At 72.9% G+C, this 23,895-nt stretch carries 24 protein-coding genes and 1 pseudogene; 5 read left to right on the top strand and 20 right to left on the bottom strand.

Annotation, left to right across the window (positions count from 1 at the left end):
• From BG452_RS06935 to BG452_RS06920, 4 genes are all read right to left on the bottom strand, one after another.
• Positions 1 to 1,544, bottom strand: a 1,544-nt coding sequence (locus BG452_RS06935; RefSeq protein ID WP_188303289.1) for a chromosome segregation SMC family protein, incomplete at its 3' end; no start/stop codon positions are given.
• A gap of 158 nt (positions 1,545 to 1,702) precedes the next feature.
• On the bottom strand, positions 1,703 to 1,906 hold the full coding sequence (locus BG452_RS06930) for a hypothetical protein (RefSeq protein WP_188303288.1): 204 nt from the start codon (positions 1,904 to 1,906) through the stop codon (positions 1,703 to 1,705).
• A 412-nt stretch (positions 1,907 to 2,318) separates the two neighbouring features.
• Positions 2,319 to 2,618, bottom strand: a complete 300-nt coding sequence (locus BG452_RS06925) for an acylphosphatase (protein WP_188303287.1) — start codon at positions 2,616 to 2,618, stop codon at positions 2,319 to 2,321.
• 114 nt (positions 2,619 to 2,732) lie between these two features.
• The gene (locus BG452_RS06920) at positions 2,733 to 4,088 is read right to left on the bottom strand and encodes an EGFR-like transmembrane domain-containing protein (protein WP_188303286.1); all 1,356 of its coding nucleotides are present in this window, start codon (positions 4,086 to 4,088) and stop codon (positions 2,733 to 2,735) included.
• Positions 4,089 to 4,394: 306 nt separating this feature from the next.
• On the opposite strand from BG452_RS06920, the gene BG452_RS06915 reads away from it, so the two are divergent.
• The gene (locus BG452_RS06915) at positions 4,395 to 5,315 is read left to right on the top strand and encodes a hypothetical protein (protein WP_188303285.1); all 921 of its coding nucleotides are present in this window, start codon (positions 4,395 to 4,397) and stop codon (positions 5,313 to 5,315) included.
• Between the two features lie 6 nt (positions 5,316 to 5,321).
• Here the strand turns inward: BG452_RS06915 and mutM are convergent, their stop codons facing one another.
• The 10 genes from mutM to BG452_RS06865 form a co-directional block, all read right to left on the bottom strand.
• On the bottom strand, positions 5,322 to 6,200 hold the full coding sequence (gene mutM, locus BG452_RS06910; protein ID WP_188303284.1) for a bifunctional DNA-formamidopyrimidine glycosylase/DNA-(apurinic or apyrimidinic site) lyase: 879 nt from the start codon (positions 6,198 to 6,200) through the stop codon (positions 5,322 to 5,324).
• A gap of 54 nt (positions 6,201 to 6,254) precedes the next feature.
• On the bottom strand, positions 6,255 to 7,043 hold the full coding sequence (rnc, locus tag BG452_RS06905) for a ribonuclease III (RefSeq protein ID WP_188303283.1): 789 nt from the start codon (positions 7,041 to 7,043) through the stop codon (positions 6,255 to 6,257).
• A 20-nt stretch (positions 7,044 to 7,063) separates the two neighbouring features.
• A complete protein-coding gene (rpmF, locus tag BG452_RS06900; protein WP_188303282.1) occupies positions 7,064 to 7,237 on the bottom strand; it encodes a 50S ribosomal protein L32 in 174 nt (57 codons plus the stop codon).
• 2 nt (positions 7,238 to 7,239) lie between these two features.
• A complete protein-coding gene (locus BG452_RS06895; RefSeq protein WP_223241861.1) occupies positions 7,240 to 7,884 on the bottom strand; it encodes a YceD family protein in 645 nt (214 codons plus the stop codon).
• 161 nt (positions 7,885 to 8,045) lie between these two features.
• On the bottom strand, positions 8,046 to 9,248 hold the full coding sequence (locus BG452_RS06890; protein WP_188303280.1) for an ATP synthase F0 subunit B: 1,203 nt from the start codon (positions 9,246 to 9,248) through the stop codon (positions 8,046 to 8,048).
• A 218-nt stretch (positions 9,249 to 9,466) separates the two neighbouring features.
• A complete protein-coding gene (gene coaD, locus BG452_RS06885; RefSeq protein ID WP_188303279.1) occupies positions 9,467 to 9,958 on the bottom strand; it encodes a pantetheine-phosphate adenylyltransferase in 492 nt (163 codons plus the stop codon).
• A 49-nt stretch (positions 9,959 to 10,007) separates the two neighbouring features.
• The gene (gene rsmD, locus BG452_RS06880; RefSeq protein WP_188303278.1) at positions 10,008 to 10,592 is read right to left on the bottom strand and encodes a 16S rRNA (guanine(966)-N(2))-methyltransferase RsmD; all 585 of its coding nucleotides are present in this window, start codon (positions 10,590 to 10,592) and stop codon (positions 10,008 to 10,010) included.
• A gap of 173 nt (positions 10,593 to 10,765) precedes the next feature.
• Positions 10,766 to 11,311 carry a hypothetical protein gene (locus BG452_RS06875; protein ID WP_188303277.1) on the bottom strand — a complete coding sequence of 182 codons (546 nt, stop codon included), beginning with the start codon at positions 11,309 to 11,311 and terminating at the stop codon, positions 10,766 to 10,768.
• Positions 11,312 to 11,416: 105 nt separating this feature from the next.
• Positions 11,417 to 13,648 (bottom strand): ATP-dependent DNA helicase RecG, encoded by a 2,232-nt coding sequence (gene recG, locus BG452_RS06870; protein WP_188303276.1) that lies wholly within the window; start codon positions 13,646 to 13,648, stop codon positions 11,417 to 11,419.
• A 318-nt stretch (positions 13,649 to 13,966) separates the two neighbouring features.
• Positions 13,967 to 15,628 (bottom strand): DAK2 domain-containing protein, encoded by a 1,662-nt coding sequence (locus BG452_RS06865; protein ID WP_188303275.1) that lies wholly within the window; start codon positions 15,626 to 15,628, stop codon positions 13,967 to 13,969.
• A gap of 251 nt (positions 15,629 to 15,879) precedes the next feature.
• On the opposite strand from BG452_RS06865, the gene rpmB reads away from it, so the two are divergent.
• Positions 15,880 to 16,065 (top strand): 50S ribosomal protein L28, encoded by a 186-nt coding sequence (gene rpmB / locus BG452_RS06860; protein WP_014138233.1) that lies wholly within the window; start codon positions 15,880 to 15,882, stop codon positions 16,063 to 16,065.
• 145 nt (positions 16,066 to 16,210) lie between these two features.
• On the opposite strand, the gene thiD is transcribed toward rpmB, so the two are convergent.
• The 3 genes from thiD to BG452_RS06845 form a co-directional block, all read right to left on the bottom strand.
• The gene (thiD, locus tag BG452_RS06855) at positions 16,211 to 17,008 is read right to left on the bottom strand and encodes a bifunctional hydroxymethylpyrimidine kinase/phosphomethylpyrimidine kinase (RefSeq protein ID WP_188303274.1); all 798 of its coding nucleotides are present in this window, start codon (positions 17,006 to 17,008) and stop codon (positions 16,211 to 16,213) included.
• Between the two features lie 23 nt (positions 17,009 to 17,031).
• Positions 17,032 to 18,057, bottom strand: coding sequence for an ATP-dependent 6-phosphofructokinase (locus tag BG452_RS06850; RefSeq protein ID WP_188303273.1), 1,026 nt, complete (start codon positions 18,055 to 18,057; stop codon positions 17,032 to 17,034).
• 167 nt (positions 18,058 to 18,224) lie between these two features.
• Positions 18,225 to 19,190, bottom strand: a complete 966-nt coding sequence (locus BG452_RS06845; RefSeq protein WP_188303272.1) for a thiamine-phosphate kinase — start codon at positions 19,188 to 19,190, stop codon at positions 18,225 to 18,227.
• A 226-nt stretch (positions 19,191 to 19,416) separates the two neighbouring features.
• Here BG452_RS06845 and BG452_RS06840 point away from each other — a divergent pair, with 226 nt between their 5' ends.
• Positions 19,417 to 19,650, top strand: coding sequence for an Lrp/AsnC family transcriptional regulator (locus tag BG452_RS06840; RefSeq protein ID WP_188303271.1), 234 nt, complete (start codon positions 19,417 to 19,419; stop codon positions 19,648 to 19,650).
• 20 nt (positions 19,651 to 19,670) lie between these two features.
• Entirely contained in the window at positions 19,671 to 20,189 is a 519-nt protein-coding gene (locus BG452_RS06835) for a DUF3515 family protein (protein ID WP_188303270.1), read from the top strand.
• Positions 20,190 to 20,248: 59 nt separating this feature from the next.
• On the opposite strand, the gene BG452_RS06830 is transcribed toward BG452_RS06835, so the two are convergent.
• The 3 genes from BG452_RS06830 to BG452_RS06820 form a co-directional block, all read right to left on the bottom strand.
• Positions 20,249 to 21,394, bottom strand: coding sequence for a D-alanine--D-alanine ligase family protein (locus BG452_RS06830; RefSeq protein ID WP_188303269.1), 1,146 nt, complete (start codon positions 21,392 to 21,394; stop codon positions 20,249 to 20,251).
• A 118-nt stretch (positions 21,395 to 21,512) separates the two neighbouring features.
• Positions 21,513 to 22,496, bottom strand: a complete 984-nt coding sequence (locus tag BG452_RS06825; protein ID WP_188303290.1) for an NAD(P)H-dependent glycerol-3-phosphate dehydrogenase — start codon at positions 22,494 to 22,496, stop codon at positions 21,513 to 21,515.
• Positions 22,497 to 22,510: 14 nt separating this feature from the next.
• Entirely contained in the window at positions 22,511 to 23,344 is an 834-nt protein-coding gene (locus BG452_RS06820; RefSeq protein WP_188303268.1) for a lysophospholipid acyltransferase family protein, read from the bottom strand.
• A 236-nt stretch (positions 23,345 to 23,580) separates the two neighbouring features.
• On the opposite strand from BG452_RS06820, the pseudogene BG452_RS06815 reads away from it, so the two are divergent.
• Positions 23,581 to 23,895, top strand: a pseudogene (locus BG452_RS06815) (2-phospho-L-lactate guanylyltransferase); the annotation flags it as partial.

The following is a 23,895-nucleotide window of genomic DNA, read 5'->3' as shown; positions in this document are numbered from 1 at the left end:
AGTCCGGCCAGCCGCTCCCCCGCGGCCAGCAGCGCGCCGGTGCCGTCCTTGCGGCGCAGTCCGAGCGAGAGCGCCTCGTGCCGCGCGGTGAGCCCGGCCCGCTCGCGTTCGGCGGCCGAGGCCGCCTCCCGGGCGGCGGCCTGGTCCCGTTCGACCTCAGCCAGCCGGTCCCGGGCCCGCCGGTACCCGGCCTCGGCCTGTTCGTCGTCCCCGGTCAGGCCGTCCACCTGCTGCTGGAGTTCGTCCAGTTCGCCCTGGGCGGCCCCGGCGCGCAGCAGCGCCTCGTCCCTGGCCTCGGCGAGCCGGCCGATCTCGGCCTCCGCCGAGCCAGCCCTGGAGCGGGCGGCGGCGGCCTGTCCCTGCAGTCGGGCCAGGCCCTCCCGGCGGTCCGCGATGGCCCGGGCGGCGTCCCGCAGCCGGCGTTCCTCGGCGGCCAGTCCGCGCTCCAGCTCGTCCTTGCGTTCGACCGCCTCGGCCAGCGCGTACTGGGCTTCCTCCAGCGCCTCGGCGAGGGCGGCCTCCTCCTCGCGGACCCGCTCGGCCTCCCGTTCCAGCTCCTCCGGGTCCCGGCCGCGCCGCTCCTCGGCCGCGCCTCCGGCGGCGGCGTGCCGGGCCCGGGCCTCGGCCAGTCCGATCGTGCCGCGGGTGCGCTCGGCGAGGGCGGAGAGCCGGTACCAGGCCTGCCGGGCGGTCTCCAGGCTCGGGCCGAGCTGCCGGACCTGCGCCTCCAGGAGCCGTTCGCGCTGGACCGCCCGCGCCAGTTCCTGTTCGACGGTGGTCCGGCGCAGCCGCAGCGCCAGTTCGTCGGCGACCTCGGCCTCTACGGCCCGGCGCAGCGCGAGCAGGTCGTCGGCGAGCAGCCGCAGCCGGGCGTCCCGCAGGTCGGCCTGGATGCCGGCGGCGCGGCGGGCGACCCGGGCCTGCCGGCCGAGCGGTCCGAGCTGCCGGCGCAGTTCGGCGACCAGGTCCTGGACCCGGTTGAGGTTGGCCTGCATCGCGTCCAGTTTCCGCAGCGCCTTCTCCTTGCGCTTGCGGTGCTTGAGGACGCCGGCCGCCTCCTCGATGAAGGCGCGCCGGCCCATCGGGTCCGCGTGCAGCACGGACTCGAGCCGGCCCTGTCCGACGATGACGTGCATCTCACGGCCGATGCCGGAGTCGGAGAGCAGTTCCTGGATGTCCAGCAGGCGGCAGGTCTCGCCGTTGAGCGCGTACTCGCTGCCGCCGTTGCGGAACATGGTCCGGGTGATCGTCAGCTCGGAGTAGTCGATCGGCAGGGCGCCGTCGCTGTTGTCGATGGTGAGGCTGACCTCGGCGCGGCCGAGCGGGGCGCGCCCGCTGGTCCCGGCGAAGATGACGTCCTCCATCTTGCCGCCGCGCAGCGACTTGGCCCCCTGCTCGCCCATCACCCAGGACAGCGCGTCCACCACGTTCGACTTGCCGGAGCCGTTCGGGCCGACCACGCAGGTGATGCCCGGCTCGAACCGCAGGGTGGTGCTGGAGGCGAAGGACTTGAATCCGCGCAGCGTCAGACTCTTCAGGTGCACGCGGCCGGTCCCCTCAATCGCTCACGACGGGAACCGACTGTATCCGGAGTCCGACACGACGAAGGGACGCCACATCCGGGCGTCCCTTGCAAAGCTGCGTCCCTTTCGGGGCGGCTCAGTGCACAGCGGCGTCGATCTGTGAGGACCGGGGTGGGGGCTCAGGTGAGAGCCGGCTCCCGCTGGTCCAGATCGATGCTGTTGAGCAGCGAGTGCTCGTCAGCGACAGCGGTGAGCGCGTCGTTCTCAGCCTGCATCCGAAGGAGTTCGGACTCAAGCTCCTGGACGCGCTGCTGAAGCCGTCGCATCTCGAAAAGCATTCGCGGGTCGGGGCCGCCGACGTACCCGAGAAGCGCCTTTGCCATGATGAATGGTCCTCCACGCTGAGTGACCGAACCGGAACGGTACAGGTCTAGGGGGAAGGGGGACGCACGCGCGGCGCGCACCGGAAGTGCTGGCTGGGCACTACGGCACAACCACCGTGAGCTGGGCTCACGAGAGCATGCGCCTACCGGGATACGCGATCGTGTGCGCGGGCTTCAAGCGTCTCACCAAAGACGGTACGGGTCAACACGATCACCGCACGCTACCGCGCCCCTGTCACCTGCCCGGCGGTGTCGTCACGCCTGGGGGGTCTCGGGCCCGGGTCCACCACCTGCTCGTGGATCATCGTTCGATGCGGAGTCAACCACGAGTCTGCCCGATTGGCAACCGTGTGACACCGACGGTTGCCGATCAGTTCCGGAGCGCGGGCGCCTCGGCCCGGACGCCGGGCGTTCAGCGGATCTCGAAACCCTCGTAACCTGCGCCGACGGCGGTCCAGATCTCGGTCACGCCGGTCACCGCGCCGGGTGTGTCAGGGCCGCGCAGCAGGGTCAGCAGTTGCTCGCAGTCCGCGGCCAGGCCCTCGGCCACCACCTGCACCCGGCCGTCGCCGAGGTTGCTCGCGTAGCCGGTGAGGCCGGTCTCCAGCGCCCGTGCCCTGGTCCACCAGCGGAACCCGACCTGCTGGACCTTCCCCCGGACCCAGGCGGTCACCCGGACCGGTTCCTCACTGTGGGCGTCGCGACCGTGCATGCCCCGACCCTAACCGGCGCGGCGGCCGCTCGCCGTATCCGCACCCGGGACAGCGAGCGGCCCCGCCGGTCGGAACCGGCGGGGCCGCGGGGGTGCGGTGTTCGAGCGGGCGGACTACCAGTCCCCGCCGCCGAAGTCGCCGCCGCCACCGCCGCCGCCGAAGTCGCCGCCGCCGAAGCCACCGAAGTCGGAGGAGTTGAAGTCGGCGCCGGTGAAGTCACCGCCGTCGTACTGGTCCTGGTAGCCGTGGCCGCCCTCCATCATGGGCGCCGCGGCGTAGGCCGGGGAGCTCATCATCGAGCCGAGCATGGTGCCGACCAGCAGGCCGGGCAGCAGACCGCCGCCGCCGAAGCCGCTGTAGTACCCGCCCGCGTACGGCGCGTACGCCGGGCCGGCGTTCCAGTACGGCTGCGGGCCGTGCTCGGTGTCGACGGTGCGGATCGCCGGGTCGAGGCCGGCGGCCACGCGGTCCGCGTCGGCCTGGCAGACCGGGACGCTGCGGGCCGAGCCGCCCGCCGGGGCCCAGTCGACGTCCTTGACGGACGGGCCGTGGCGCGGGTCCATGAAGCACGGGGGCCGCCGCTCGGGCAGCGGGCGCTTGTCGCGCCGGGCGGCCAGGGTGGCCAGCGCGAAGCGGCCGGCCTCGATGGTCTCCGTGACGACCTTGACGTCCTCGGGCTTCTTGGCCTCGTCCATCAGGCGCTTGGCCTTCTCGTACGAGTCCAGCGCGTGGCTGTAGTCGGTGCGCTGGACGTCGTCCGCGTCGGTGGCCCGCGGGTTGAAGTCCAGCCGCTCCAGCTCGACGCCGTAGGCGGTGATGTCCTCGTCCACCACGCGGCGCAGCTGCTCCAGCTCGGCCCGGGCCTGGGCCTCCTTGCGCTGCTTGGCACGGCGGAAGAGGAAGAAGACGCCGGCGCCGGCCAGCGCCACCAGCACGACCGGGATGACCACCCAGGCGATCGAGGTGCTGTGGTTGACCCCGGTGCCCTTGGCCTGCGGGGCGGCGTTGTCGACGAAGTCGTTCAGGGTCGCGTCGATGTCGCCGTCGTGGGAGTGCAGGGCCGCGCTGGCGAGCTTCTCGGCGGAGCCGGCGGGCATGGCGCCGCGGTCGGCGCGGGCCGCGAACTGGTCGCCGCGCCAGATCGCGTAGACCCCGTCGATGCCGACCTTGGTGCGCACGTCCTGGAAGACGCTCTGCTTGTTGTAGGCGGGCGAGTCGGGGACGACCGCGACGAAGATCGGCTTGTCGGCCTTCTCGATCTTCTTGGTCAGGGCGTCCGCCTGGCTCTGGCTGAAGCGGCTGGTCATCGCCGGGTCGACGTAGACCTTGCCGGCCTTGAGGGCGGTGGTGGCATCGCTCAGCCCACCGGCGGCGGAGGCCGCCGGCGCGAACAGGAGCAGCAGCCCGAGCACCGCCGCCACCAGGGCAAGCGGCCCGGTGCCCCGGGAACGTCGTGCAAGGGTTCTCATAACCCCCGACGCTACCGTGACCGGCGGCCGGGCACGGCATACCCTTCGCATACTGGTTATGACAGGAATCCCCGCCGTCCGCCGGGGCGGCTCCCCTTCTCGCGGATGAGATTTCCCCCAGTCACCCCTGAGACGGGTGGGGCGCGGGAACCGCGGGAGGCGGCCGGACGTACGTCCCGGCGGGCCCGGGGAGGTTCCGGGGCGGTCCTGGGGGGCGTTCCGACCGTACCGCGCGAGCGGGCACACTGTTTCCGGACCGCTGGTCCCATTACCTTTTCTTGACCCAACTTCCGATCGGAGCACTCGGTGATCATCGGCCTCGTCACGGCCGTGGCGGCATCCGCCTGCTACGGCACCGGCTCGGTCCTGCAGGCCGTCGGTTCCCGCCGCTCGGCCCGCGAGGAGGCGGCCAAGGGCGCCACCACCTCGACCACCGAGCACGGCGGGCCGAGCCTGTCCTCCACCGCGAAGGCCGCCGTCACCTGGGAGTTCATCACCGGTACGGTGCTGGACCTGATCGGCTTCGGTCTCGGCGCGCTGGCCGCCCGGCTGCTGCCGCTGTTCCTCTCCCAGACCATCATCAGCGCCAACCTGGTGATCACCGCGGTGCTGAGCATCAAGCTGCTGGGGATCCGGCTGAAGCAGCTGGAGTGGGCCTCGATCGGCGTGCTCTGCTCGGCGCTGGTGCTGCTGGCCGTCTCGGCCGGTCCCGAGGGCGGCCACCACGCGGCGATGGCCTTCCACTGGTGGCTGCTGATCATCATCACCGTGCTGCTGGCCGGCGGCGGCCTGCTGGTGCGCCGGATGGGCTCCAAGGGCGCGATCGTCGCCGGTCTGCTCTCCGGCCTCGGCTTCGGCGCCCTGGGCGTCGGCGTGCGCATCCTGAACGGCGTGGAGCCGTTCGACCTGGTCCGGCTGGTCTCCGACCCGGCGCTGTACGCGATCCTGATCGGCGGCCTCGGCGGCATGTACGTGCACACCGTGGCGCTGCAGATCGGCTCGGTGAACGGCGCCACCGCCGCGCTGGTGGTCGGTGAGACGGTGCTGCCCGGCGCGGTCGGCGTGCTCTGGCTCGGTGACTCCTCCAAGGCCGGCCTGGGCTGGCTCGGCGTGGCCGGCTTCCTGCTCGCGGTGGTCTCCGCGGTCGGCGTCGCCTACTTCGGCCAGGACACCCACGGCGCCTCCGGCGGGACGCCCGCCGACCAGCCGGAACTCGCCCACAAGTAGCGGCCGTCAGCCCCCGTCGGCGGCGCGCGGCACGCGCTGGCAGCGGGGGCAGAAGTAGCTGGACCGGTTCATCCAGGGGGCCCGCCGGATCGCGGTGCCGCAGCGGCGGCAGGGCTCGTGCTCGCGGCCGTAGGCGTCGAGGTCCCGGGAGAAGTAGCCGCTCTCGCCGTTCACGTTGACGTACAGGCTGTCGAAGCTGGTGCCGCCCACGGCCAGCGCCGCCGTCATCACGCCCCGGGCGCTGGCCAGCAGCAGCGCGGCCTGCGGGCGGGTGAGGGTAGCGGTCGGGCGCTCGTAGTGCAGCTTGGAGCGCCACAGGGCCTCGTCGGCGTAGATGTTGCCGACGCCGCTGATCAGGGTCTGGTCGAGCAGCGCGCGCTTGACCGTGGTGCGCTTGGCGCGCAGCGCGGCCACGAAGGCCCCGTCGTCGAAGCGCGGGTCGAGCGGGTCGCGGGCGATGTGCGCGATGGAGAGCGGGGTGCCCTCCGGGTCGTCCTCCTCGGCCTCCTCGACGGCCAGGCCGCCGAAGGTCCGCTGGTCGACGAAGCGCAGCTCGCGCCCGCCGTCGGCGAAGCGCAGCCGGACCCGCAGATGGGTCTCGTCCGGTACCGACGGGTCCTGGACGAGGAGTTGGCCGCTCATCCCGAGGTGGCCGATCAGCGAGAAACCCGCCCCGGCACCGCCCAGCGGCACCCAGAGGTACTTGCCGCGGCGCTGCGCGGCGCCGAGGGTGGTGCCGGTCAGCCGGGCCGCGAAGTCGGCGGCCCCGGCCGGCTGGCGGCGCACCGCGCGCGGGTGCAGCACCTGGACGTCGGCGACGGTCCGCCCGGCGACCCAGTTCGCCAGACCGCGGCGGACGACCTCGACCTCGGGGAGTTCGGGCACGGGAGCAGGCCTCCTGCTTCGAAGGGATCGGCAGGAGGCCAGGCTACTTCGGGCTCACGCCCCGGCGGGCAGCCGGTCGGCGTACTTCTCCTTGATCGCGCGCCAGGCGCTCTCGGCGGCCTTCTGCTCGGCTTCCTTCTTCGAGCGGCCGACGCCGCTGCCGAAGTCCTCGCCGGCCACCCGGGCCGCCGCGGTGAAGGTCTTCTCGTGGTCCGGGCCGGACTCCATGACCACGTACTCGGGCACTCCGATGCCCGCCGACGCGGTCAGCTCCTGGAGGCTGGTCTTCCAGTCCAGGCCGGCTCCCAGCTGAGAGGACTCCTCGATCAGCGGGTCGAACAGCCGGTGGACGAACTCGGTCGCCGCCTCCAGACCGCGGTCCAGGTAGACGGCCCCGATCACGGCCTCGACGGTGTCGGCGAGGATCGACGACTTGTCGCGGCCGCCGGTGCCCTCCTCACCCTTGCCGAGCCGGATGAAGGTGCCCAGTTCGAGGCCCCGGCCGACGTCCGCGAGCGCGCGGGAGTTGACCACCGCGGCGCGCAGCTTGGCGAGCGTGCCCTCCGGGACGTCCGGGTGGACGCGGTAGAGGGTGTCGGTCACCACCAGGCCCAGCACCGAGTCGCCGAGGAACTCCAGGCGCTCGTTGGTGGGCAGACCACCGTTCTCGTACGCGTACGAGCGATGGGTGAGGGCACGTACCAGAAGGGCGCGCTCGAGCGTGTACCCGAGGCGCCCTTCCAGGACGTCGTATTCGGTCGAAGCCGGCCCGCCGGCCTTGCCGCTGCCCGAAGAACCCTTCGTGACAGAGGACGACTTGCGGGTGGAGTTACCGTCCGACATCGATCCGTGCACCCCGCCGATCAGACCGAGAGGACCTGGCGACGGTTGTACGTGCCGCAGCTGGGGCACGCGATGTGGCCCAGCTTCGGCTCGTGGCAGCTGTCGCACGCCACGAGGGCCGGAACGACGGCCTTCCAGTTGGACCGGCGGTGGCGCGTGTTGCTGCGCGACATCTTCCGCTTCGGAACAGCCACGGCTACTTCTCCTGGTTCTCGGCGAGACCCTCACGGGTGTCGCTGTTCTTGATCCCGTCACCCTCGTCGCCGGGGGTGGCGGAGAGTCCCTGCAGAGCCGCCCACCGGGGGTCGGCGGCGTCGTGGTGGTGCGCCGGGTCGTCGCTCAGGCGCGCTCCGCACTCGGAGCACAGGCCCAGGCAGTCTTCCTGGCACACCGGCTGCAGCGGCAGTGCGAGCACCACCGCGTCACGCAGCACCGGCTGGAGGTCGAAGAAATCGCCCTCCAGGCGGTAAGTCTCGTCTTCCGAGTCCTCGTCGAGGTCCTCGGTCCCGGTGGTCCGGGCGCGGTGACGCTCGTCGGACTCCGGGTAGTAGTACAGCTCCTGGAAGTCCACGTCGATGTCGAAGTCGACGGGCTCCAGGCACCGGACGCACTCGCCTTCCACGCGGGCGTCGGCGGTGCCGGTGACCAGCACGCCCTCGACCACGGACTCCAGGCGGAGCTCCAGCTCGATCGGGCTCTTCTCCGGGACGCCGATCACGTCGATGATCCCGAAGCCCTCGGGGGCCTCCAGGGTCCGGCTCACCTTCCGCATGGCGCCCGGACGACGTCCCAGCTCGTGCGTGTCGAACACGAGGGGGTCGCGGTGGTCGAGGCGGTTCAAGGTGTCCTGACTTCCATAGGGATCAACGCTGTGTTCCCCATTGCGAGTCGGCGTTGCGAGGGCAAGCCGACAGCCGGGCATGGGGATGCCGGAGTGGTCAGACTACCGGAGTCTCCCGCCAGGCCCAACTTCGGCCCCGTCAGGAGACTCCGCGGAGGTCCTCAGCGGCCGCCGAGCTCCCGCAGCCTGGTCATGTCGATCATGCTGGTGTCGAAGAAGCTGGTCTCGTCCAGGTTCTGCTGCTGCTGGTGCGGCACCGCCGGGGGCAGGGCGGGCTGCTGCGGGTAGTTATAGCCGTCGTACGGCTGGGCCGCGTAGCCGTCCTGCTGCTGGGGATAGCCGTAGGCGCCCTGCTGCTGGCCCTGGTAGTCGGGCTGCTGCTGCTGATGCTGCGGGTAGCCGCCCTGCTGGTGGCCCCACTGGGTGTGGTACGGGTCGCCCTGGCCGGCCGGGTCGAAGCCGCCGCCGTACACCTCGGCGTACTGCCCGCCCTGGGGCTGGCCGGCGTGCTGCTGGCCGTCCTGGTGCTGGGCGGTGGCCGCGTACTGGTCGGTGCCGGGGGCCTGCCAGCCGGCTGCGGCCGGGGTCTGCTCGGGCCAGGTCTGCTGCTGGGGGACGTCCTCGCGGTACCAGGCGAGTTCGGCGCCGTCGGCGTCCGCGGCGAAGCCGGCGGCCACCGCCTCGGCGCGCTCCTTGGCCTGCTGGGCCTCGTCGGCGGCGGCCAGGTAGGCACCCAGCTCGTCGATCGGCTTCTTGCCGAGCAGCTTGTCGCGGCCCTTGCCGACCGCCTCCAGGGTGGCCCTGAGTACGTTCTCCAGGGTGGCGAGCTTCACATCGACGTACTCGTCGACCTCGGGGCTCGGGCTGATCCGCTGCGGCTGGAACTCCTCGCCGTCACTCTCGCCCTCGGTCTCGAAGACGGAGTCGCCGCGGAGCTTGGTACGGCCGCGGCCGACCGCGCCGAGCGTCTTGGTCAGCACGACCTCGAAGTTGGCGAGCTTGCTGTCCACGTAGTCGTCGGCCTCGACGCGCTTGGTGTCGACGTCGGCACGGGCCTCGGCCAGGATCCGGTCGGCCTCGGACTGGGCCCGGCGGACCACCTCGGTGTCGGAGATCAGCGAACCGCGCTCGGAGTGCGCGCCCTGGATGATCCGGTCCGCCTCGGCCTGGGCGTCCGCCACCACCAGCTCGTGGTCGGCCATCACCGACTGCGCCTGGGCGAGTTCGGCGGGCAGGGCCGCCTTGAGGTCGTTGAGCAGGCCGATCAGCTCGGCCCGGTTCACCACGCAGGAGGCCGACATCGGCATCGAGCGGGCGTTCTCGACCGCCGCCACGATCTCGTCGACCTTGTTCTGCACGTCCACGGGGGCTTCGTCTTTCCGTGTGCCGCCGACGGTCCGGCGGAGGCAGGCCCGGCGCGGTGGACCTCACCGCAGGGCAGGACTACAGACTGTACGGCCCCCGTGCGGCGAGCTCACAACGCCTGAGTCGACGCGGCCTCCGCCGTCCCGGACAAGCCATGACGAACCGGCAGAAAGGGACCGGCCCCCGCGCGGTCCCCCTGCGCGGCCCTCCCGCACGGCTACTGCGCGGCCTTGCGCTCCGCGATCCGCTCGACCAGGCGGTCGTGCACCGTCTCCGGCAGCAGGTGCGAGACGTCGCCACCGTACGAGGCGACCTCCTTGACCAGCGTCGAGGAGAGGAAGCTGTACGTCGGCGAGGTCGGCACGAACAGCGTCTCCACGCCGGTCAGGCCGTGGTTCATCTGGGCCATCTGCAGCTCGTAGTCGAAGTCGCTGACCGCGCGCAGGCCCTTGATGATCGCGGGGATGCCGCGCTCCCGGCAGAAGTCCACCAGCAGGCCCTGGTGCGACTCGACCACCACGTTCCCGAACCGGGCGGTGACCTCCTCGATCAGGCCGATCCGCTCCTCGACGGTGAACATGCCCTGCTTGTTCCGGTTGATCAGGACCGCGACATGCACCACGTCGTACAGCTTCGAGGCCCGCTCGATGATGTCGAGGTGACCGTTGGTGATCGGGTCGAACGAACCGGGGCAGACGGCTCGGCGCATGGCGTGTGTGCTCCCTCGTGGGGTGACGGCTGCTGCGGGCCGCGGCCCGCTACTCCTGCTCGCTGGCCTCGGCGGCGGCGCGACCGTACCAGAGCGTGCCCTCGCCGTAGCGGCGGGAGCGCAGCACCTCGAAGCCCTCGGGCCAGCCGAACTCGCCGCCACGGGTGCTGCGCTCCACGGTGACGAGTACGTCCGCCGCGAGCCAGCCCCCAGCCAACAGTGTGATCAGCATCTCGCGCACCTCCTCGTCCGTCACCACGTAGGGCGGATCGAGGAAGACCAGGTCGTACGGGGCCTGCGGGGGCGGCCCGGCGATCACCTTCTCCGCCCTGGCGGCCCGCACCTCGGCGCCCGGCAGGCCGACCGTGCGGACGTTCTCCCGGATCACCCGGGCCGCCTGGCCGTCCGCCTCGACCAGCAGGACGTGCTCGGCGCCGCGCGACAGCGCCTCCAGGCCGACCGCGCCGGATCCGCCGAACAGGTCCAGCATCCGGATCCCGTGCAGGGTGCCGCGCAGCGCCTCCAGGGTGGAGAACATCGCCTCGCGGGCCTTGTCGGAGGTCGGCCGGGTGCCCCGGCCGGGCGGTACGGCCAGTCGGCGGCCGCCGGCCGCCCCGGCGATCACGCGGGTCATGGTGGGGGAAGGTCCTTTCGTCGCTGCCCGACCACGCTATCCCGATCTCCGCCGGCCCGATCTCCGCCGGTCTGATCTCCGCTGGTCCGATCTCCACACTGTCCGCACGAACGCCGGACCGGCGCGGCCCGGTGGGACGCCCCCCACCGGGCCGCGCCCGCGCACTCAGGCGGTCAGCTCGCCTCGGAGCCCGCGCCCTGGCCCGCGCCCTGGCCCGGGACCGCCGCGCCGAGCAGTGCCGGCGAGGCGTAGCGGGACCAGGACAGGCAGCCGTCGGGCGGGCAGAACTCGGGGCGGCGCGGGTCGTGCCCGAGCTCGCGCAGCTTGGTCCGGACGGAGTCGGGCGTGCGGCCGAAGCGGGCGGCGATCCGGGCGACGGTCTCGCCGTCGTGGAAGCGCCGGACCAGCTCCTCCTCGTGCTGGGGCACCCAGGGGGCACCGTGGCCGGGGTACAGCTCGCGCAGCACGTCGCGGTCGGGGATGGGCTCGGAGACGTCGGCGACGATCGCCAGCGCCCGCAGCGCGCGGTTGAGCGCGATCCGCAGCGAGGCGACGTCCTCGACCGGCAGGCGGAGCTTGCCCGAGGCGAGCGGCGCGGCGGCCGCCCCCTCACGCCAGCCGGTCAGGGTGAGGGTGACCTCTCGGTCGTCGTCGCTGGCGAGTTCGATCCGGAAGACCTTGTCGCCCAGCGGGAGCTCGTTGAGATGACGGAATGCCATGGCAGGACCCCCAAGTGTCGTGCCAGGTACGCACCTTGAGGGTGCGCCCTGAACAACTACATTCTCTCCCGGGGGTCTGACAATCCGGCCTGCCCGAGGGCCCGCTCAGCCCTTCTCCATGTAGGCCGCGCGGTCCTCGTCGAGCAGGCTCTCCAGCGCGGTGCGCAGCTCCGGGTGGGCGGCCAGCTCCGGGTCCTCGGCGACCAGCCGGGTGGCCTCGGTCCGGGCGGTGAGGATGACCTCCTCGTCCTCCAGCACCGAGAGCACCTTGAGCGAGGACTTCACCCCGGACTGCGCCTGGCCCAGCACATCGCCTTCGCGGCGCTGTTCGAGGTCGATCCGGGACAGCTCGAAGCCGTCCAGGGTGCCGGCCACCGCGTCCAGCCGGCCCCGGGCGGCACTGCCCCCGGGCATCTCGCTGACCAGCAGGCACAGGCCCGCCGCGCTGCCCCGGCCGACCCGGCCGCGCAGCTGGTGGAGCTGGGAGACGCCGAAGCGGTCGGCGTCCATGATGACCATCACGGTGGAGTTGGGGACGTTGACGCCGACCTCGATGACGGTGGTGGCGACCAGCACGTCCACCTCCCCGGCCGCGAACCGGCGCATCACGTCGTCCTTGGCCTCCGGGGCGAGCCGACCGTGCAGGATCTCCACCCGCAGGCCGCTCAGCGGGCCCTTCACCAGCTGGTCGGCGGTCTCCACCACCGAGAGCGGGGGCCGCCGTTCCTCACTCCCGGCGCCGGCGTCGGCGTCGGTGATGTCCTCGAAGTCCTCCTCGGCCGCCTTGCGCCTCTTCTTCGCGGCCTTCGGGTCGGCGGCGGGCTCCTCGTCCCCGATCCGGGGGCAGACCACGTACGCCTGGTGGCCCTTGCCGACCTCCTCGCGGACCCGTTCCCAGGCCCGGGTGAGGAAGTTGGGCTTCTCCAGCGCCGGGACGACGTGGGTGGAGATCGGCGAGCGGCCGGCCGGGAGCTGGTCCAGGACGGAGGTCTCCAAGTCCCCGAAGACGGTCATCGCGACGGTGCGCGGGATCGGGGTGGCGGTCATCACCAGCAGGTGCGGTGGCTGCTCCCCCTTGGCGCGCAGCGCGTCCCGCTGCTCGACGCCGAAGCGGTGCTGCTCGTCCACCACCACCAGGCCGAGGTCCTGGAACTGGACCTTGTCCTCGATCAGCGCATGGGTGCCGATGGCGATCCCGGCGTCCCCGCAGGCCATGTCCAGCATCGCCTGGCGGCGGGCGGCGGTCCCCATCGAGCCGGTCAGCAGCACCACCCGGGTGCCCTGGTCGGAGCCGCCGAGCATGCCGCCCTCGGCGAGGTCGCCCATCATCTCGACGATCGAGCGGTGGTGCTGCTGGGCCAGTACCTCGGTGGGCGCGAGCAGGACGGCCTGGCCACCGGCGTCCACCACGGCGAGCATGGCGCGCAGCGCGACCAAGGTCTTGCCGGAGCCGACCTCGCCCTGGAGCAGCCGGTGCATCGGGTGCTCGGTCGCCAGGTCGGCGGCGATCTCGGCGGACACCTTCCGCTGGCCCTCGGTGAGGGTGAACGGCAGCCGGGCGTCGAAGGCGTCCAGCAGCCCGCCCGCCCGGGCCTCGCGCGGCTTGGCTGGCAGCGCGGAGTCGGCGGCCCGGCGCTGGGCCAGGGCGACCTGCAGCACGAAGGCCTCGTCCCAGCGCAGCCGGCTCTGGGCGCGCTCGCGGTCGGCCTGGCTGCGCGGCCGGTGGATCAGCTCCAGCGCCTCGGGCAGCGGGATCAGGTCGTGCCGTTCGCGCAGTTCGGCGGGCAGTGGCTCCCCGACGTCGCCGAGGTGCTTGGTGAGCGCGGTCTCGACGCAGATCGACAGCTTCCAGCTGGGCATCTGCGCGCTGGCGCCGTACACCGGGATGAGCCGGCCGGCGAACTGCTCGGCGGCGTCCGACCCCGCGTCCTCGTCGAGCAGCTGGTAGTCGGGCGAGACCAGTTGGCGGCTGCGGTTGAAGACGCCGACCTTGCCGGCGAACAGGCCCTGGGCGCCGGCCCTGAGCTCCTTCTGCCGCCAGCCCTGGTTGAAGAAGACCAGTGAGAGCCGGCTGCGGCCGTCGGTGACCACGACCTCCAGCCGGTCGCCCTTGCGGCCGCGGAACGGGATCAGGGTGACCTTCTCGATCCGGGCCAGCACGGTGACGTGCTCGTCGATGTCCAGCTCGTCCAGGCTGGTGAGCTGGCCGCGTTCGACGTAGCGGCGCGGGTAGTGGTGCAGCAGGTCCCCGACCGTGCGCAGCTTGAGGCTGTCGGCGAGCACCTTCGCGGTGCGGTCGCCGACGAGCTTGGTCAGTGGTTCATCGAGAGCGCCCATCAGGCCCCTGTTTACACCAAGGCACCGACGAACCGGACTGCTACTCGCCCGCTCGCCTCCGGGGCGCTCGGACCCGGTGCCGACGGTCGGCCCTCCGGCACTCGTACCTCGCTGGTCGCTTCTCCCTTTCGCCACCGGCGCGCCCCTTCGACTCGGGGCGGGTGCTCGCCCGCCCGCCCCCGGGGCGCTCGGACCCGGTGCCGACGGTCGGCCCTCCGGCACTCGTACCTCGCTGGTCGCTTCTCCCTTTCGCCACCGGCGCGCCCCTTCGACTCGGGGCGGATGCTCGCCCGCCCGCCCCCGAACCGAACGGGCGCCTCACTCCACCCCGATGAGCAGCGGCGTGAACCCCTGCCCGCCGTGGAAGACCACCGAGTCCACCTCCGGCCGCTGCTGGCGGACGTGTGCCACCAGCCGGTCGGCGAGCATCCGGTCGGCGCCCTCGCCGAGGATCAGGGTGACGAGTTCGCCGCCCGCGCCGAGCATCCGGTCCAGCACGCTCTCGCCGACCTCGGCCAGTCCGGCGCCGATCACCGCGACGTCGCCGTCGATCAGGCCGAGCACGTCGCCGGCCTGGCAGACCCCGGCCATGGTCCAGGACTCCCCCTCGGCGACGGCGAGTTCGGCGTACCGGGTGGCCCCGGCGGCGGAGGTCATGGCGACCACGTCCTCGTCGAAGCGGCGCCCGCCCTCGTGCACCGCGAGGGCCGCCAGACCCTGCACCGGCGAGCGGGTGGGCAGGACGGCGATCCGCACCCCCTCCTCGCGCAGCTGGTCGGCGGCGGCCCCGGCGGCGGCGCGCAGTTCGGGGTCGTTGAGCAGCAGCACCACTTCGCGGGCGGCCGAGCGGCGGACGGCGTCGGCGAGTTCGGCGCTGGCCGGGCGGCGGTCCGGGTCGGCGTGCAGGACGACGGCGCCGGCCTGCTCGCACAGCTCGGCCAGTCCGTCGCCGGACACCACGGAGAGCACCGCGCGGGTCCGCTCCTCGCGTTCGCCGCGCTCGGCTGCGGTGCCGGCCCGGGCGGCGGCCTCCGCGAAGTGGGTGATCCGGATCTGGTGCGGGCGCCCGGCCCCGATCCCGGCCTCCACGGCGGCGCCCGCGTCGTCCACGTGGACGTGCACGTTCCACAGGCCGTCGCCGCCGCCGATCACCAGCGAGTCGCCGAGCCGGCCGAGCCGCTCGCGCAGCGCGGGCAGCGCCTCGTCCGGCGCGTCCAGCAGGTAGATGACCTCGAAGGCGGGGTGGCCGGGGCCGGGCGGCCGCAGGTGCACCTCGCAGCTCTCCACCGCCCGGACGTCCCCGCGCAGCGCGACCGGCCCCATCGGCTGCTGCCCGGCGACGGCGTCGGCGAGCGCCCCGAGGACGGCCACCAGGCCGCGCCCGCCGGCGTCCACCACCCCGTTCTCGGCCAGCACGGCGAGCTGCTCGGGGGTGTGCCGCAGCGCGTCCCGGGCGGCCCGGTAGGCGGTGTCGGCGACCTGGGCGAGGCCGTCCCCGGCCCGGACCGCCTCCCGGGCGGCGACCCGGGCGACGGTGAGCAGGGTGCCCTCGACGGGCTCCGCGACGGCCTGGTAGGCGGAGTCGGCGGCCCGTTGGAGGGCGGCCCGCAGCTGTTCGCCGCCGCCGCCCTCGGCGAGCGTCTCGGCGGTGCCGCGCAGCCACTGGGCGAGGATCACCCCGGAGTTGCCGCGGGCGCCGATCAGCGCGCCGCGTGCCATCGCCCGGACGGCGTCGGCCAGTCCGGGCGCCGGGCTGGCGGCGGGGTCGGCGAAGCGGCTCTCCACCTCGGCGGCGGCGGACTCGACGGTCAGGTAGAGGTTGGTGCCGGTGTCGCCGTCCGCGACGGGATAGACGTTGAGCGCGTCGATCTCCTCGCGGGCCTGGCCGAGCGCGCGCAGGGCGAGCTGGCACCAGGTGCGCACGGCCGGGGCGTCGAGCGTGTGCAGCACCAGGTCTCCTCCGGAACGGGACGCCGACATGGCCGGGGGGCGACGGCGAGGGGTGATACCGGCAGGTTATCGGGGGCCGGGGAGGGTCACCGGGGTCGGCGACCGGAGCGATCACTCGGCCGGTCATGGTAGTTTCGTGGGACGGAAGCAAGCGTTGTATGCTCTTCCGGTTGCCTGGAACCGTCCAGGCTCACCCCCTTGTCCGGTCCGGTTCACGCGAGTGTTCTGGTGGGTGAGTGGGTTTTCGAAAGTATCTGATCTGAAGTCTTGGAGTGACTCCTGTGGCTGCCAACTGCGACGTCTGCGGCAAGGGGCCGGGCTTCGGCAACAGCATCTCCCACTCTCACCGCCGCACCCCCCGTCGTTGGAACCCCAACATTCAGACGGTGCGCGCTGTGATTGGGCGTACGCCGAAGCGGCTCAACGTCTGCACCTCGTGCATCAAGGCCGGTAAGGTCTCGCGCTGACGCGCAGACCGGCATGCCGGTCCTCCAGTGAGTCGGTTCATCCCCGGATGAACCGGCTTCGCTGTTTCCGGGGCCGGTCACGTTCTTCCGGACGCACCGGTGATGGGCGGGTTCCCCTGGGAGCCCGCCCATCATCCGTTTCCGGCTAGCGCCAGCGCCAGGCGTGGTCGACCGGGCCGATCCCGGCGCCCAGCGCGAAGCCCCCTGCGATCGCGCCGGTGATGTACTCCTTGGCCGAGCCCACCGCCTCCGGCACCGACTCGCCCTTGGCCAGGCCGGCCGCGATCGAGCTGGCCAGGGTGCAGCCGGTGCCGTGGGTGTGCCGGTTGTCGTAGCGCGGCGCGCGGTACCAGTGCACCTCGCCGGGCCCGCCGTACAGCAGGTCGGCGGCCTCGCCCGCCAGGTGGCCGCCCTTGACCAGCACCCAGCGCGGTCCGAGGTCCAGCAGCGCCTCGGCGGCGGCCCGCATCTGCGACTCGTCCTCGACGGTGCGGCCGGTGAGCTGCGTCACCTCGTGCAGGTTGGGGGTGACCACGGTGGCGACCGGCAGCAGCCGCTCGCGGACGGTGGCCACCGCCTCGGCGGCCAGCAGCGCGTCCCCGTGCTTGGAGACTCCGACCGGGTCGACCACCACCGGGGCGTCCACCCCGGCGAGCAGGGCGGCGACGGTCTCGACCAGTTCGACCGAGGCGAGCATCCCGGTCTTCACGGCCTGCACCCCGATGTCGTCCACCACACTGCGGAACTGCGCCCGGACGGCCTCGGCGGGCAGTTCCCAGTAGCCCTGGACGCCGAGCGAGTTCTGCGCGGTGACGGCGGTGATCACGCTCATGCCGTGGACGCCGAGGGCGAGCATCGCCTTGAGGTCGGCCTGGATGCCGGCGCCGCCGCCGGAGTCGGAGCCGGCGACGGTGAGCACGCGGGGAGGTGCGGTGGAGGACATGGACCCAACCTACCCGCGACGGTTCAGAGCACCGCCTCGGACTCCGCCCAGCGGTCCTCCGGCACCGTCTTCAGCCGGGTGATCGCGTCGCCGATCGGCAGCAGCTCGATACCGGTCCGGCGCAGCGCGGTGAAGTGCCCGAAAGCGCCCAGGTGGACGGCCTCCACCGCGTGCCAGCCGAAGCGGGTGGCGAGCACCCGGTCCCGGGCGGTCGGGGTGCCGCCGCGCTGGGTGTGGCCGAGGATGACCGGGCGGGCCTCCTTGCCGAGCAGGTTCTCCAGCTCGTGGGCGAGCCGGTTGCCGATCCCGCCGAAGGTCCGGTGGCCGTACTGGTCGACCTCGCCGTGGTCGAAGCGCATGGTGCCGGGCATCGGGCCGGCGCCCTCGGCGACGGCGATGATGGCGAACTTCTTGCCGCGGGCGAAGCGGTCCTCGACCATCCGGGCCACCGCCTCGATGTCGAACGGCTTCTCCGGGATCAGGATGCCGTGCGCGCCGCCGGCCATGCCCGCGGTGAGGGTGATCCAGCCGGTGTGCCGGCCCATCAACTCCACGACCATGACGCGCTGGTGGGACTCGGCGGTGGTCTTCAGCCGGTCGATCGCCTCGGTCGCCACGTGCACCGCGGTGTCGAAGCCGAAGGTGACGTCGGTGGCGTCGATGTCGTTGTCGATGGTCTTGGGCACCCCGACCACCGGCAGTCCGGCGTCGCTGAACAGCTTGGCGGCGGTCAGCGTCCCCTCGCCGCCGATCGCGATCAGCGCGTCGATGCCGATGTCCCGGGCCAGCGTCTTGGCGTTCTCCACCGCCCAGGCGATCCGCTCGCGCCGCACCCGGGCCGAGCCCAGGATGGTGCCGCCGAGGGTGAGCAGACCGGTGACGTCGTCGTGCGAGACCGGCCGGGCGCGGCCCTCGATCAGGCCGAGGAAGCCGTCCTCGATGCCCACGATCTCGTCGCCGTGGACGTCCGTTCCCCGGTGCACCACCGAGCGGATCACCGCGTTGAGACCGGGGCAGTCGCCGCCGCTGGTCAGTACACCGATGCGCATGTGTGGTGTGCTCCCGCTCGCAGTGGTTCAGACCACCCGCGCCGGACGGCGGGCGGGCTCGGATGGCGCAAGCCTACGCAAAACGCACCACCGAATCCCGCCCGCCGCACATCCGGAGCGTCACGCGCCGTACCGGCGTCCACTCCGGATCGTCATCGCGCCGTAGCTCACTCGGCGAAGTGGTCCCAGCCGCCGACCCGGTCCCAGGGTGCGCCGTCCACCGTCACCCGGCCGCTGCGCGAGCCCCGCGGGCGACCGGTCACCTCGCCCACCACCCGCCAGCGGGACGGGAGTTGGACTCCGCGCGGGAAGGTCGCCACGATCGCGTGGTCCTCACCACCGGACAGCACCCAGACCAGCGGGTCCACCCCGACCGCCTGGCCGATGTCGGCCATCTGCGTCGGCACGTCGAAGTCGGCGGCCTTGAGGTCGATGTCCACCTCGCTGGCCCGGGCCACGTGGCCGAGGTCGGCGACCAGCCCGTCGCTCACGTCGATCATCGAGGTCGCGCCCAACTCGGCCGCGGCCGGCCCCGCGTGGTACGGCGGCTCGGGCCGGCGGTGCGCCTCGACGAAGGCGCGCGGGGAGCGGAAGCCGCGCTGCAGCACGGTCAGTCCGGCCGCAGACCAGCCCAGCCAGCCGCACACCGCGATCACGTCGCCGACCTGGGCGCCGGAGCGCTTCACCGGCGCGCGCCCCTGGAGGTCGCCGAGTGCCGTGATCGCCAGCGTGACGGTGTCGCCGCGCACCACGTCACCGCCGACCACCGTGGCCCCGGCGACCTGGCACTCGTCGCGCAGCCCGTCCATCAGCTCGGTGGCCCAGGTGGTCGGCAGGTCGGCGGGGGCGACCAGCCCGAGCAGTATCGCGGTCGGCACGGCGCCCATCGCCGCCACGTCGGCGAGGTTCTGGGCGGCGGCCTTGCGGCCCACGTCGTAGGCGGTGGACCAGTCCCGGCGGAAGTGCCGGTTCTCGATCAGGACGTCCGTGGTGGCCACCACCCGGCCGTCCGGGGCCTTCACCACCGCGGCGTCGTCCCCGGGGCCGAGGTCGACCGCGTCGGTGAGCGGTACCCGGGCGGTCAGCTCCCTGATGAGGCCGAACTCGCCGAGCTCGCCCACGGTCCCCTGCATCTGCCGTCCTCTGCCTTTCCTTCCCGGATGGCGCTGCCATCCGGAATCCGGTCCCCGTCGCTCCCCCGCGCGCAGCGTACGCCCTTCGGGAGCACGGAAGTCTCCCCTCCCCGGCCCGCTGCGCGGTAGCGTGGTGATCAGCCTGCCGGTGAGCCCGCATCCACCACTGCGCCAGACCGGGCGATCACGGCGGCGATCCCCCCAACCGGCCGCCGGGAGGTCACCCGTGGTACAGGCATACATCCTGATCCAGACCGAGGTAGGAAAGGCCACCGCGGTGGCCGAGACGATCGCGAAGATCCCCGGTGTCCTCACCGCCGAGGACGTCACCGGTCCGTACGACGTGATCGTCAAGGCCGAGGCCGAGACGGTGGACGACCTCGGACGCATGGTGGTCGCCAAGGTCCAGAAGGTGGACGGCATCACCCGCACCCTCACCTGTCCGGTGGTCCACCTGTAGGGCCCGGCTACCATCGGCGGGTGGCCAGAGAACTCCGCATCCCCGAGGCGCTGACCGGGCTCCCCGCACCGGTCCGCTGGCTGGCCCTACCCGCCGCACTGACCTGCACGGTCGTGCTGCTGGTCGGCAGTTGGGGCTCGGCCGACCAGGACGTCGAGGTGCCGCGGCCGAGCGGGAAGGCCGCGGACTACTGCCGGACGCTGGCCGCCGCGCTGCCGGCGCGGTTGCTCGGTCACGCCCGCAAGGACCCGTCGCCGGCCTCGCCGTACACCGCCGCCTGGGGCGACTCGCCCCGGGTGGTGCTGCGGTGCGGCGTCGACCGGCCGGAGGAGCTGGACGGCGAGCACGCCAAGGACTGGTCCCCGACCGTCGACGACGTCACCTGGTGGTCGCAGCAGCTCGGCGACGGCGGCTACCGCTTCGTGACGACCATGCGGGCCGCCTACGTCGAGGTGACCGTCCCGGCCGGCGCGGCGCAGAACCCCTTCGACCCGGCGGCCGCCCTGACCGGCGCGGTCAAGGCCAGCGTCCCGGGCTGAGCACGTGCGAGGGGCGGGCCGGAAGCCTCCGGCCCGCCCCCGCGACGCGTACGGCTCCGCTACCGCAGCCCGGTCGAGCGGCGCAGCGCGGTCTGCAGCAGCCGGTCGATCAGCTCCGCGTAGGAGATCCCGCTGGCCTCCCACATCTTCGGGTAGGCGGAGATCGGGGTGAAGCCCGGCATGGTGTTGATCTCGTTGATCATCCAGGAGCCGTCCTCCAGCAGGAAGAAGTCCACCCGGGCCAGGCCCTCGCAGCCGAAGGCCTCGAACGCGGCCACCGCCTGGCGCTGGATCTCCGCGACCTCCCCGGCGGTCAGCTCGGCCGGGATCCGGACCTCGGAGGAGTCGATGTACTTGGCCTCGAAGTCGTAGAAGTCGAAGCCCTCGCCGACCAGCACCTCGGCCGGGACGCTGGCCCGCGGGCCGTCCTCGAACTCCAGCACCCCGCACTCGATCTCGCGGCCGGACACGCCCGCCTCGATGATCAGCTTGGGGTCGTGCCGGCGGGCCTCCTCGATCGCGGCGTCCAGCTCGGCCAGGTCCTTGACCTTGGTGATGCCGATGCTGGAGCCGGCCCGGCAGGGCTTCACGAACACCGGCAGGCCGAGCTCGGCGACCCGCTCGCGCACGGCGGCCCGGCCCTGCTCGGTCTCCCAGTCGCGCGGCCGCACGATCGTGTAGTGGCCGACGCCCAGGCCGTGCGAGGCCAGGATCCGCTTGGCGAACTCCTTGTCCATGCCGGCCGCGCTGGCCAGCACGCCGTTGCCGACGTACGGGACGCCGGAGAGCTCCAGCAGGCCCTGCAGGGTGCCGTCCTCGCCCCACGGGCCGTGCAGCAGCGGAAACACCACGTCGACCTGGCCGAGGGCCTTGGGCGCGCTTCCCGGCTCGCTCAGCAGCACCTCCCGGCTGCCCGGCGAGACCGGCAGCGCGACCTGCCCGTCGACGGCCTCGGCGACGTGCGCCACGTCCGGCAGCCTGCCGTCGGTGATCGCCATCCGGGCCGGCTCGTCGCTGGTCAGCGCCCAGCGGCCCTCGTGGGTGATGCCGATCGGCAGCACGTCGTACCTGTCACGGTCGATCGCCCGGAGAACGCTGCCCGCGGTGGAGACCGAGATCGCGTGCTCGGAGCTGCGCCCGCCGAAGACCAGCGCCACGCGCGGCTTCGGAGCGGACGGGTTCGGGGAGGTCTGTTCGATGCTCATATCGGGTTTGAGACTACCGTGCGAGCTGTTTCCGGGAAGTCAACGCCGGCCCGCGGGGCGCCGGGGTGTCCCGGCCCGGGGCCCGGGCGGGGACGGGCGGGGACGGGCGGGCAGCGCCTCAGCGCCGCTCCGCCTTCGCCGAGCGGGACATCAGCGCCTGGAGCGCCTCCTGGGTCGGCCGCCCGTTGTGCACCACGTCCACCACGGCCTCGACGATCGGCATGTCGACCCCGCTGCGCCGAGCCAGGTCCAGCACCGACTCGCAGGACTTGACGCCCTCCGCGGTCTGCCGGGTGGCCGCGATGGTCTCGGCCAGCGACATGCCCCGGCCCAGGTTCATCCCGAAGGTGTTGTTGCGCGACAGCGGCGAGGAGCAGGTGGCGACCAGGTCGCCCATCCCGGCCAGTCCCGCGAAGGTGTGCGGGTCGGCGCCCAGCACCTCGCCGAGCCGGGTGGTCTCGGCCAGTCCGCGGGTGATCAGGGTCGCCTTGGTGTTGTCGCCGAGCCCCATGCCGGCCGCCATGCCGACGGCCAGGCCGATCACGTTCTTGACGGCGCCGCCGAGTTCGCAGCCGATCACGTCGGTGTTGGTGTACGGCCGGAAGTACGGCGTGTGGCAGGCCGCCTGGAGCCGCTTGGCGACGGCCTCGTCGGTGCAGGCCACCACGCTGGCGGCGGGCTGCCGGTTGGCGATCTCCTTGGCCAGGTTGGGCCCGCTGACCACCGCGACGCGATCCGGGCCGACCTTGGTGACCTCGTCGATCACCTCGCTCATCCGCTTGGCGGTGCCGAGTTCGATGCCCTTCATCAGGCTCACCAGCACGGTCTGCGGCTCGATCAGCGGCGTCCAGGCCGCCAGGTTGTCGCGCAGCGTCTGCGAGGGCACCACCAGCACCGCGAAGTCGGCGCCGGCCAGCGCCTCGGCGGCGTCGGTGGTGGCCCGGACGGTGTCGGGCAGCCGGACGCCCGGCAGGTAGTCGGGGTTCTCGTGGGTGGTGTTGACGGCGTCCACCAGTTCCTGGCGGCGGGCCCACAGCACGACCTCGCAGCCGGCGTCGGCCAGCACCATCGCGAACGCGGTGCCCCAGGAGCCCGTCCCCATCACGGCGCAGCGGGTCACCGGCCCGCCCCCTGACCGTCGTTGCCGTCCTTGGGGCCCTTGGCCCGGCGGCGTTCGGCGATCGCGACGGCGGCCCGCTCGCGGGCGGCCTTGCGCATGTCGTAGCGCTCGGCCGGCGGCTGCTCGCCGCGGACTTCGGCCAGGACGTCGGTGATGGCCGCCATGATGTCCTCGGTGGCGTCGTTGAGCACCTGGGCGGTGAGTTCCATGCCCTGGTACTTGCTCAGGTCCACCGCGGGCCCTGCGGTCACCGTCACCCGGTGGCGCGGGAACAGGTTGAACCTGCCCTTGCCGAAACCGGCCCGGCCGTACGGCGGGATGATCTCGTGGGCGCCCCAGTGCGCGACCGGGATGACCGGCGCACCGGTCATCAGCGCGACCCGGGCGACCCCGTTCTTGCCGGTCATCGGCCACAGGTCCGGATCCCGGGTGAGCGTTCCCTCCGGGTAGAACTGCACGCACTGGCCGTTGTTGACGGCGTCGATCGCGGCCCGGAAGGCCTGGGCCGCGTCGGTGGACTCGCGGAACACCGGAATCTGGCCGGTCTTGCGCAGCATGAATCCGATGAAGGGGATCGAGAACAACGAGGACTTGCCGAGGATCCGCGGCGGGCGCCCGCTGTTGTACTGCCAGTGCGCGTAGATCACCGGATCGATGATCGAATTGTGGTTCACCGCGGCGATGAAGCCGCCCTTCCTGGGAATGTGCTCCCAGCCCCGCCAGTCGGGCTTCACCAGGGCGGTCGTCACCGGCTTCACCAGCACGGCCGCGAAGCGGTACCAGATGCCGTAGTCGGCGTTGCCGAACTTGGCGTACGAGCGGCGGGCCACCCCAGCTCCTTCTCATCCGATGCGGCACGTGGGGTGCCGCGGTCATGGCCTCCGGTGCCGCGCACCGCTGCGACCTGCGAGCGGCGCCCGGGTGCCGGGCGCGGAACAGTGTCGCCCGCCTGCTCACCGGCTGTCGAGCGGCCGCGCCAACCCACCGGGCGGGCGTGATCAAACGCACGTCCGCACAGCTCGGACGGCCTGGCGAGGGCTCCGGCACCGACGACACAATGACGCCGATGACCCAGGACACCGTACGCCCCACCGGGCCCGTCGCGCCCGCCGCACCCGCCGCCGACTGGTCGCTGGTGCTGCCGCTCAAGCCGCTCGCCCTGGCGAAGAGCCGACTGGCCCCGTACGCGGGGCCGCACCGGGCCGAGCTGGCCCTGTCCTTCGCCCTCGACACGGTCAGCGCCGCGCTGGCCACCCCGGGCGTCGCCCGCGTCCTGGTGGTCACCCCGGACGCCACCGCGGGTGCGCGGCTGGCCGAGCTCGGCGCCGTGGTGGTCGCGGACGAGCCCGGCGGCGGCCTCAACCGGGCGCTGGCGCACGGC

It is taken from the genome of Streptomyces sp. CBMA123, assembly GCF_014596465.1.
Lineage (GTDB): Bacteria > Actinomycetota > Actinomycetes > Streptomycetales > Streptomycetaceae > Kitasatospora.
The sequence above is the reverse complement of the archived record's forward strand: the minus strand, read 5'-3'. Positions and strand labels throughout refer to the sequence as shown.

Bases quoted from the DNA above. Each gene is read 5' to 3' on its own strand.
- BG452_RS06930 (WP_188303288.1), bottom strand. From the start codon at position 1,906: ATGGCAAAGGCGCTTCTCGGGTACGTCGGCGGCCCCGACCCGCGAATG.
- BG452_RS06925 (WP_188303287.1), bottom strand. From the start codon at position 2,618: ATGCACGGTCGCGACGCCCACAGTGAGGAACCGGTCCGGGTGACCGCC.
- BG452_RS06920 (WP_188303286.1), bottom strand. From the start codon at position 4,088: ATGAGAACCCTTGCACGACGTTCCCGGGGCACCGGGCCGCTTGCCCTG.
- rnc (WP_188303283.1), bottom strand. From the start codon at position 7,043: ATGTCGGACGGTAACTCCACCCGCAAGTCGTCCTCTGTCACGAAGGGT.
- coaD (WP_188303279.1), bottom strand. From the start codon at position 9,958: ATGCGCCGAGCCGTCTGCCCCGGTTCGTTCGACCCGATCACCAACGGT.
- rsmD (WP_188303278.1), bottom strand. From the start codon at position 10,592: ATGACCCGCGTGATCGCCGGGGCGGCCGGCGGCCGCCGACTGGCCGTA.
- BG452_RS06875 (WP_188303277.1), bottom strand. From the start codon at position 11,311: ATGGCATTCCGTCATCTCAACGAGCTCCCGCTGGGCGACAAGGTCTTC.
- recG (WP_188303276.1), bottom strand. From the start codon at position 13,648: ATGGGCGCTCTCGATGAACCACTGACCAAGCTCGTCGGCGACCGCACC.
- BG452_RS06865 (WP_188303275.1), bottom strand. From the start codon at position 15,628: ATGTCGGCGTCCCGTTCCGGAGGAGACCTGGTGCTGCACACGCTCGAC.
- thiD (WP_188303274.1), bottom strand. From the start codon at position 17,008: ATGTCCTCCACCGCACCTCCCCGCGTGCTCACCGTCGCCGGCTCCGAC.
- BG452_RS06850 (WP_188303273.1), bottom strand. From the start codon at position 18,057: ATGCGCATCGGTGTACTGACCAGCGGCGGCGACTGCCCCGGTCTCAAC.
- BG452_RS06845 (WP_188303272.1), bottom strand. From the start codon at position 19,190: ATGCAGGGGACCGTGGGCGAGCTCGGCGAGTTCGGCCTCATCAGGGAG.
- BG452_RS06830 (WP_188303269.1), bottom strand. From the start codon at position 21,394: ATGAGCATCGAACAGACCTCCCCGAACCCGTCCGCTCCGAAGCCGCGC.
- BG452_RS06825 (WP_188303290.1), bottom strand. From the start codon at position 22,496: ATGGGGACGGGCTCCTGGGGCACCGCGTTCGCGATGGTGCTGGCCGAC.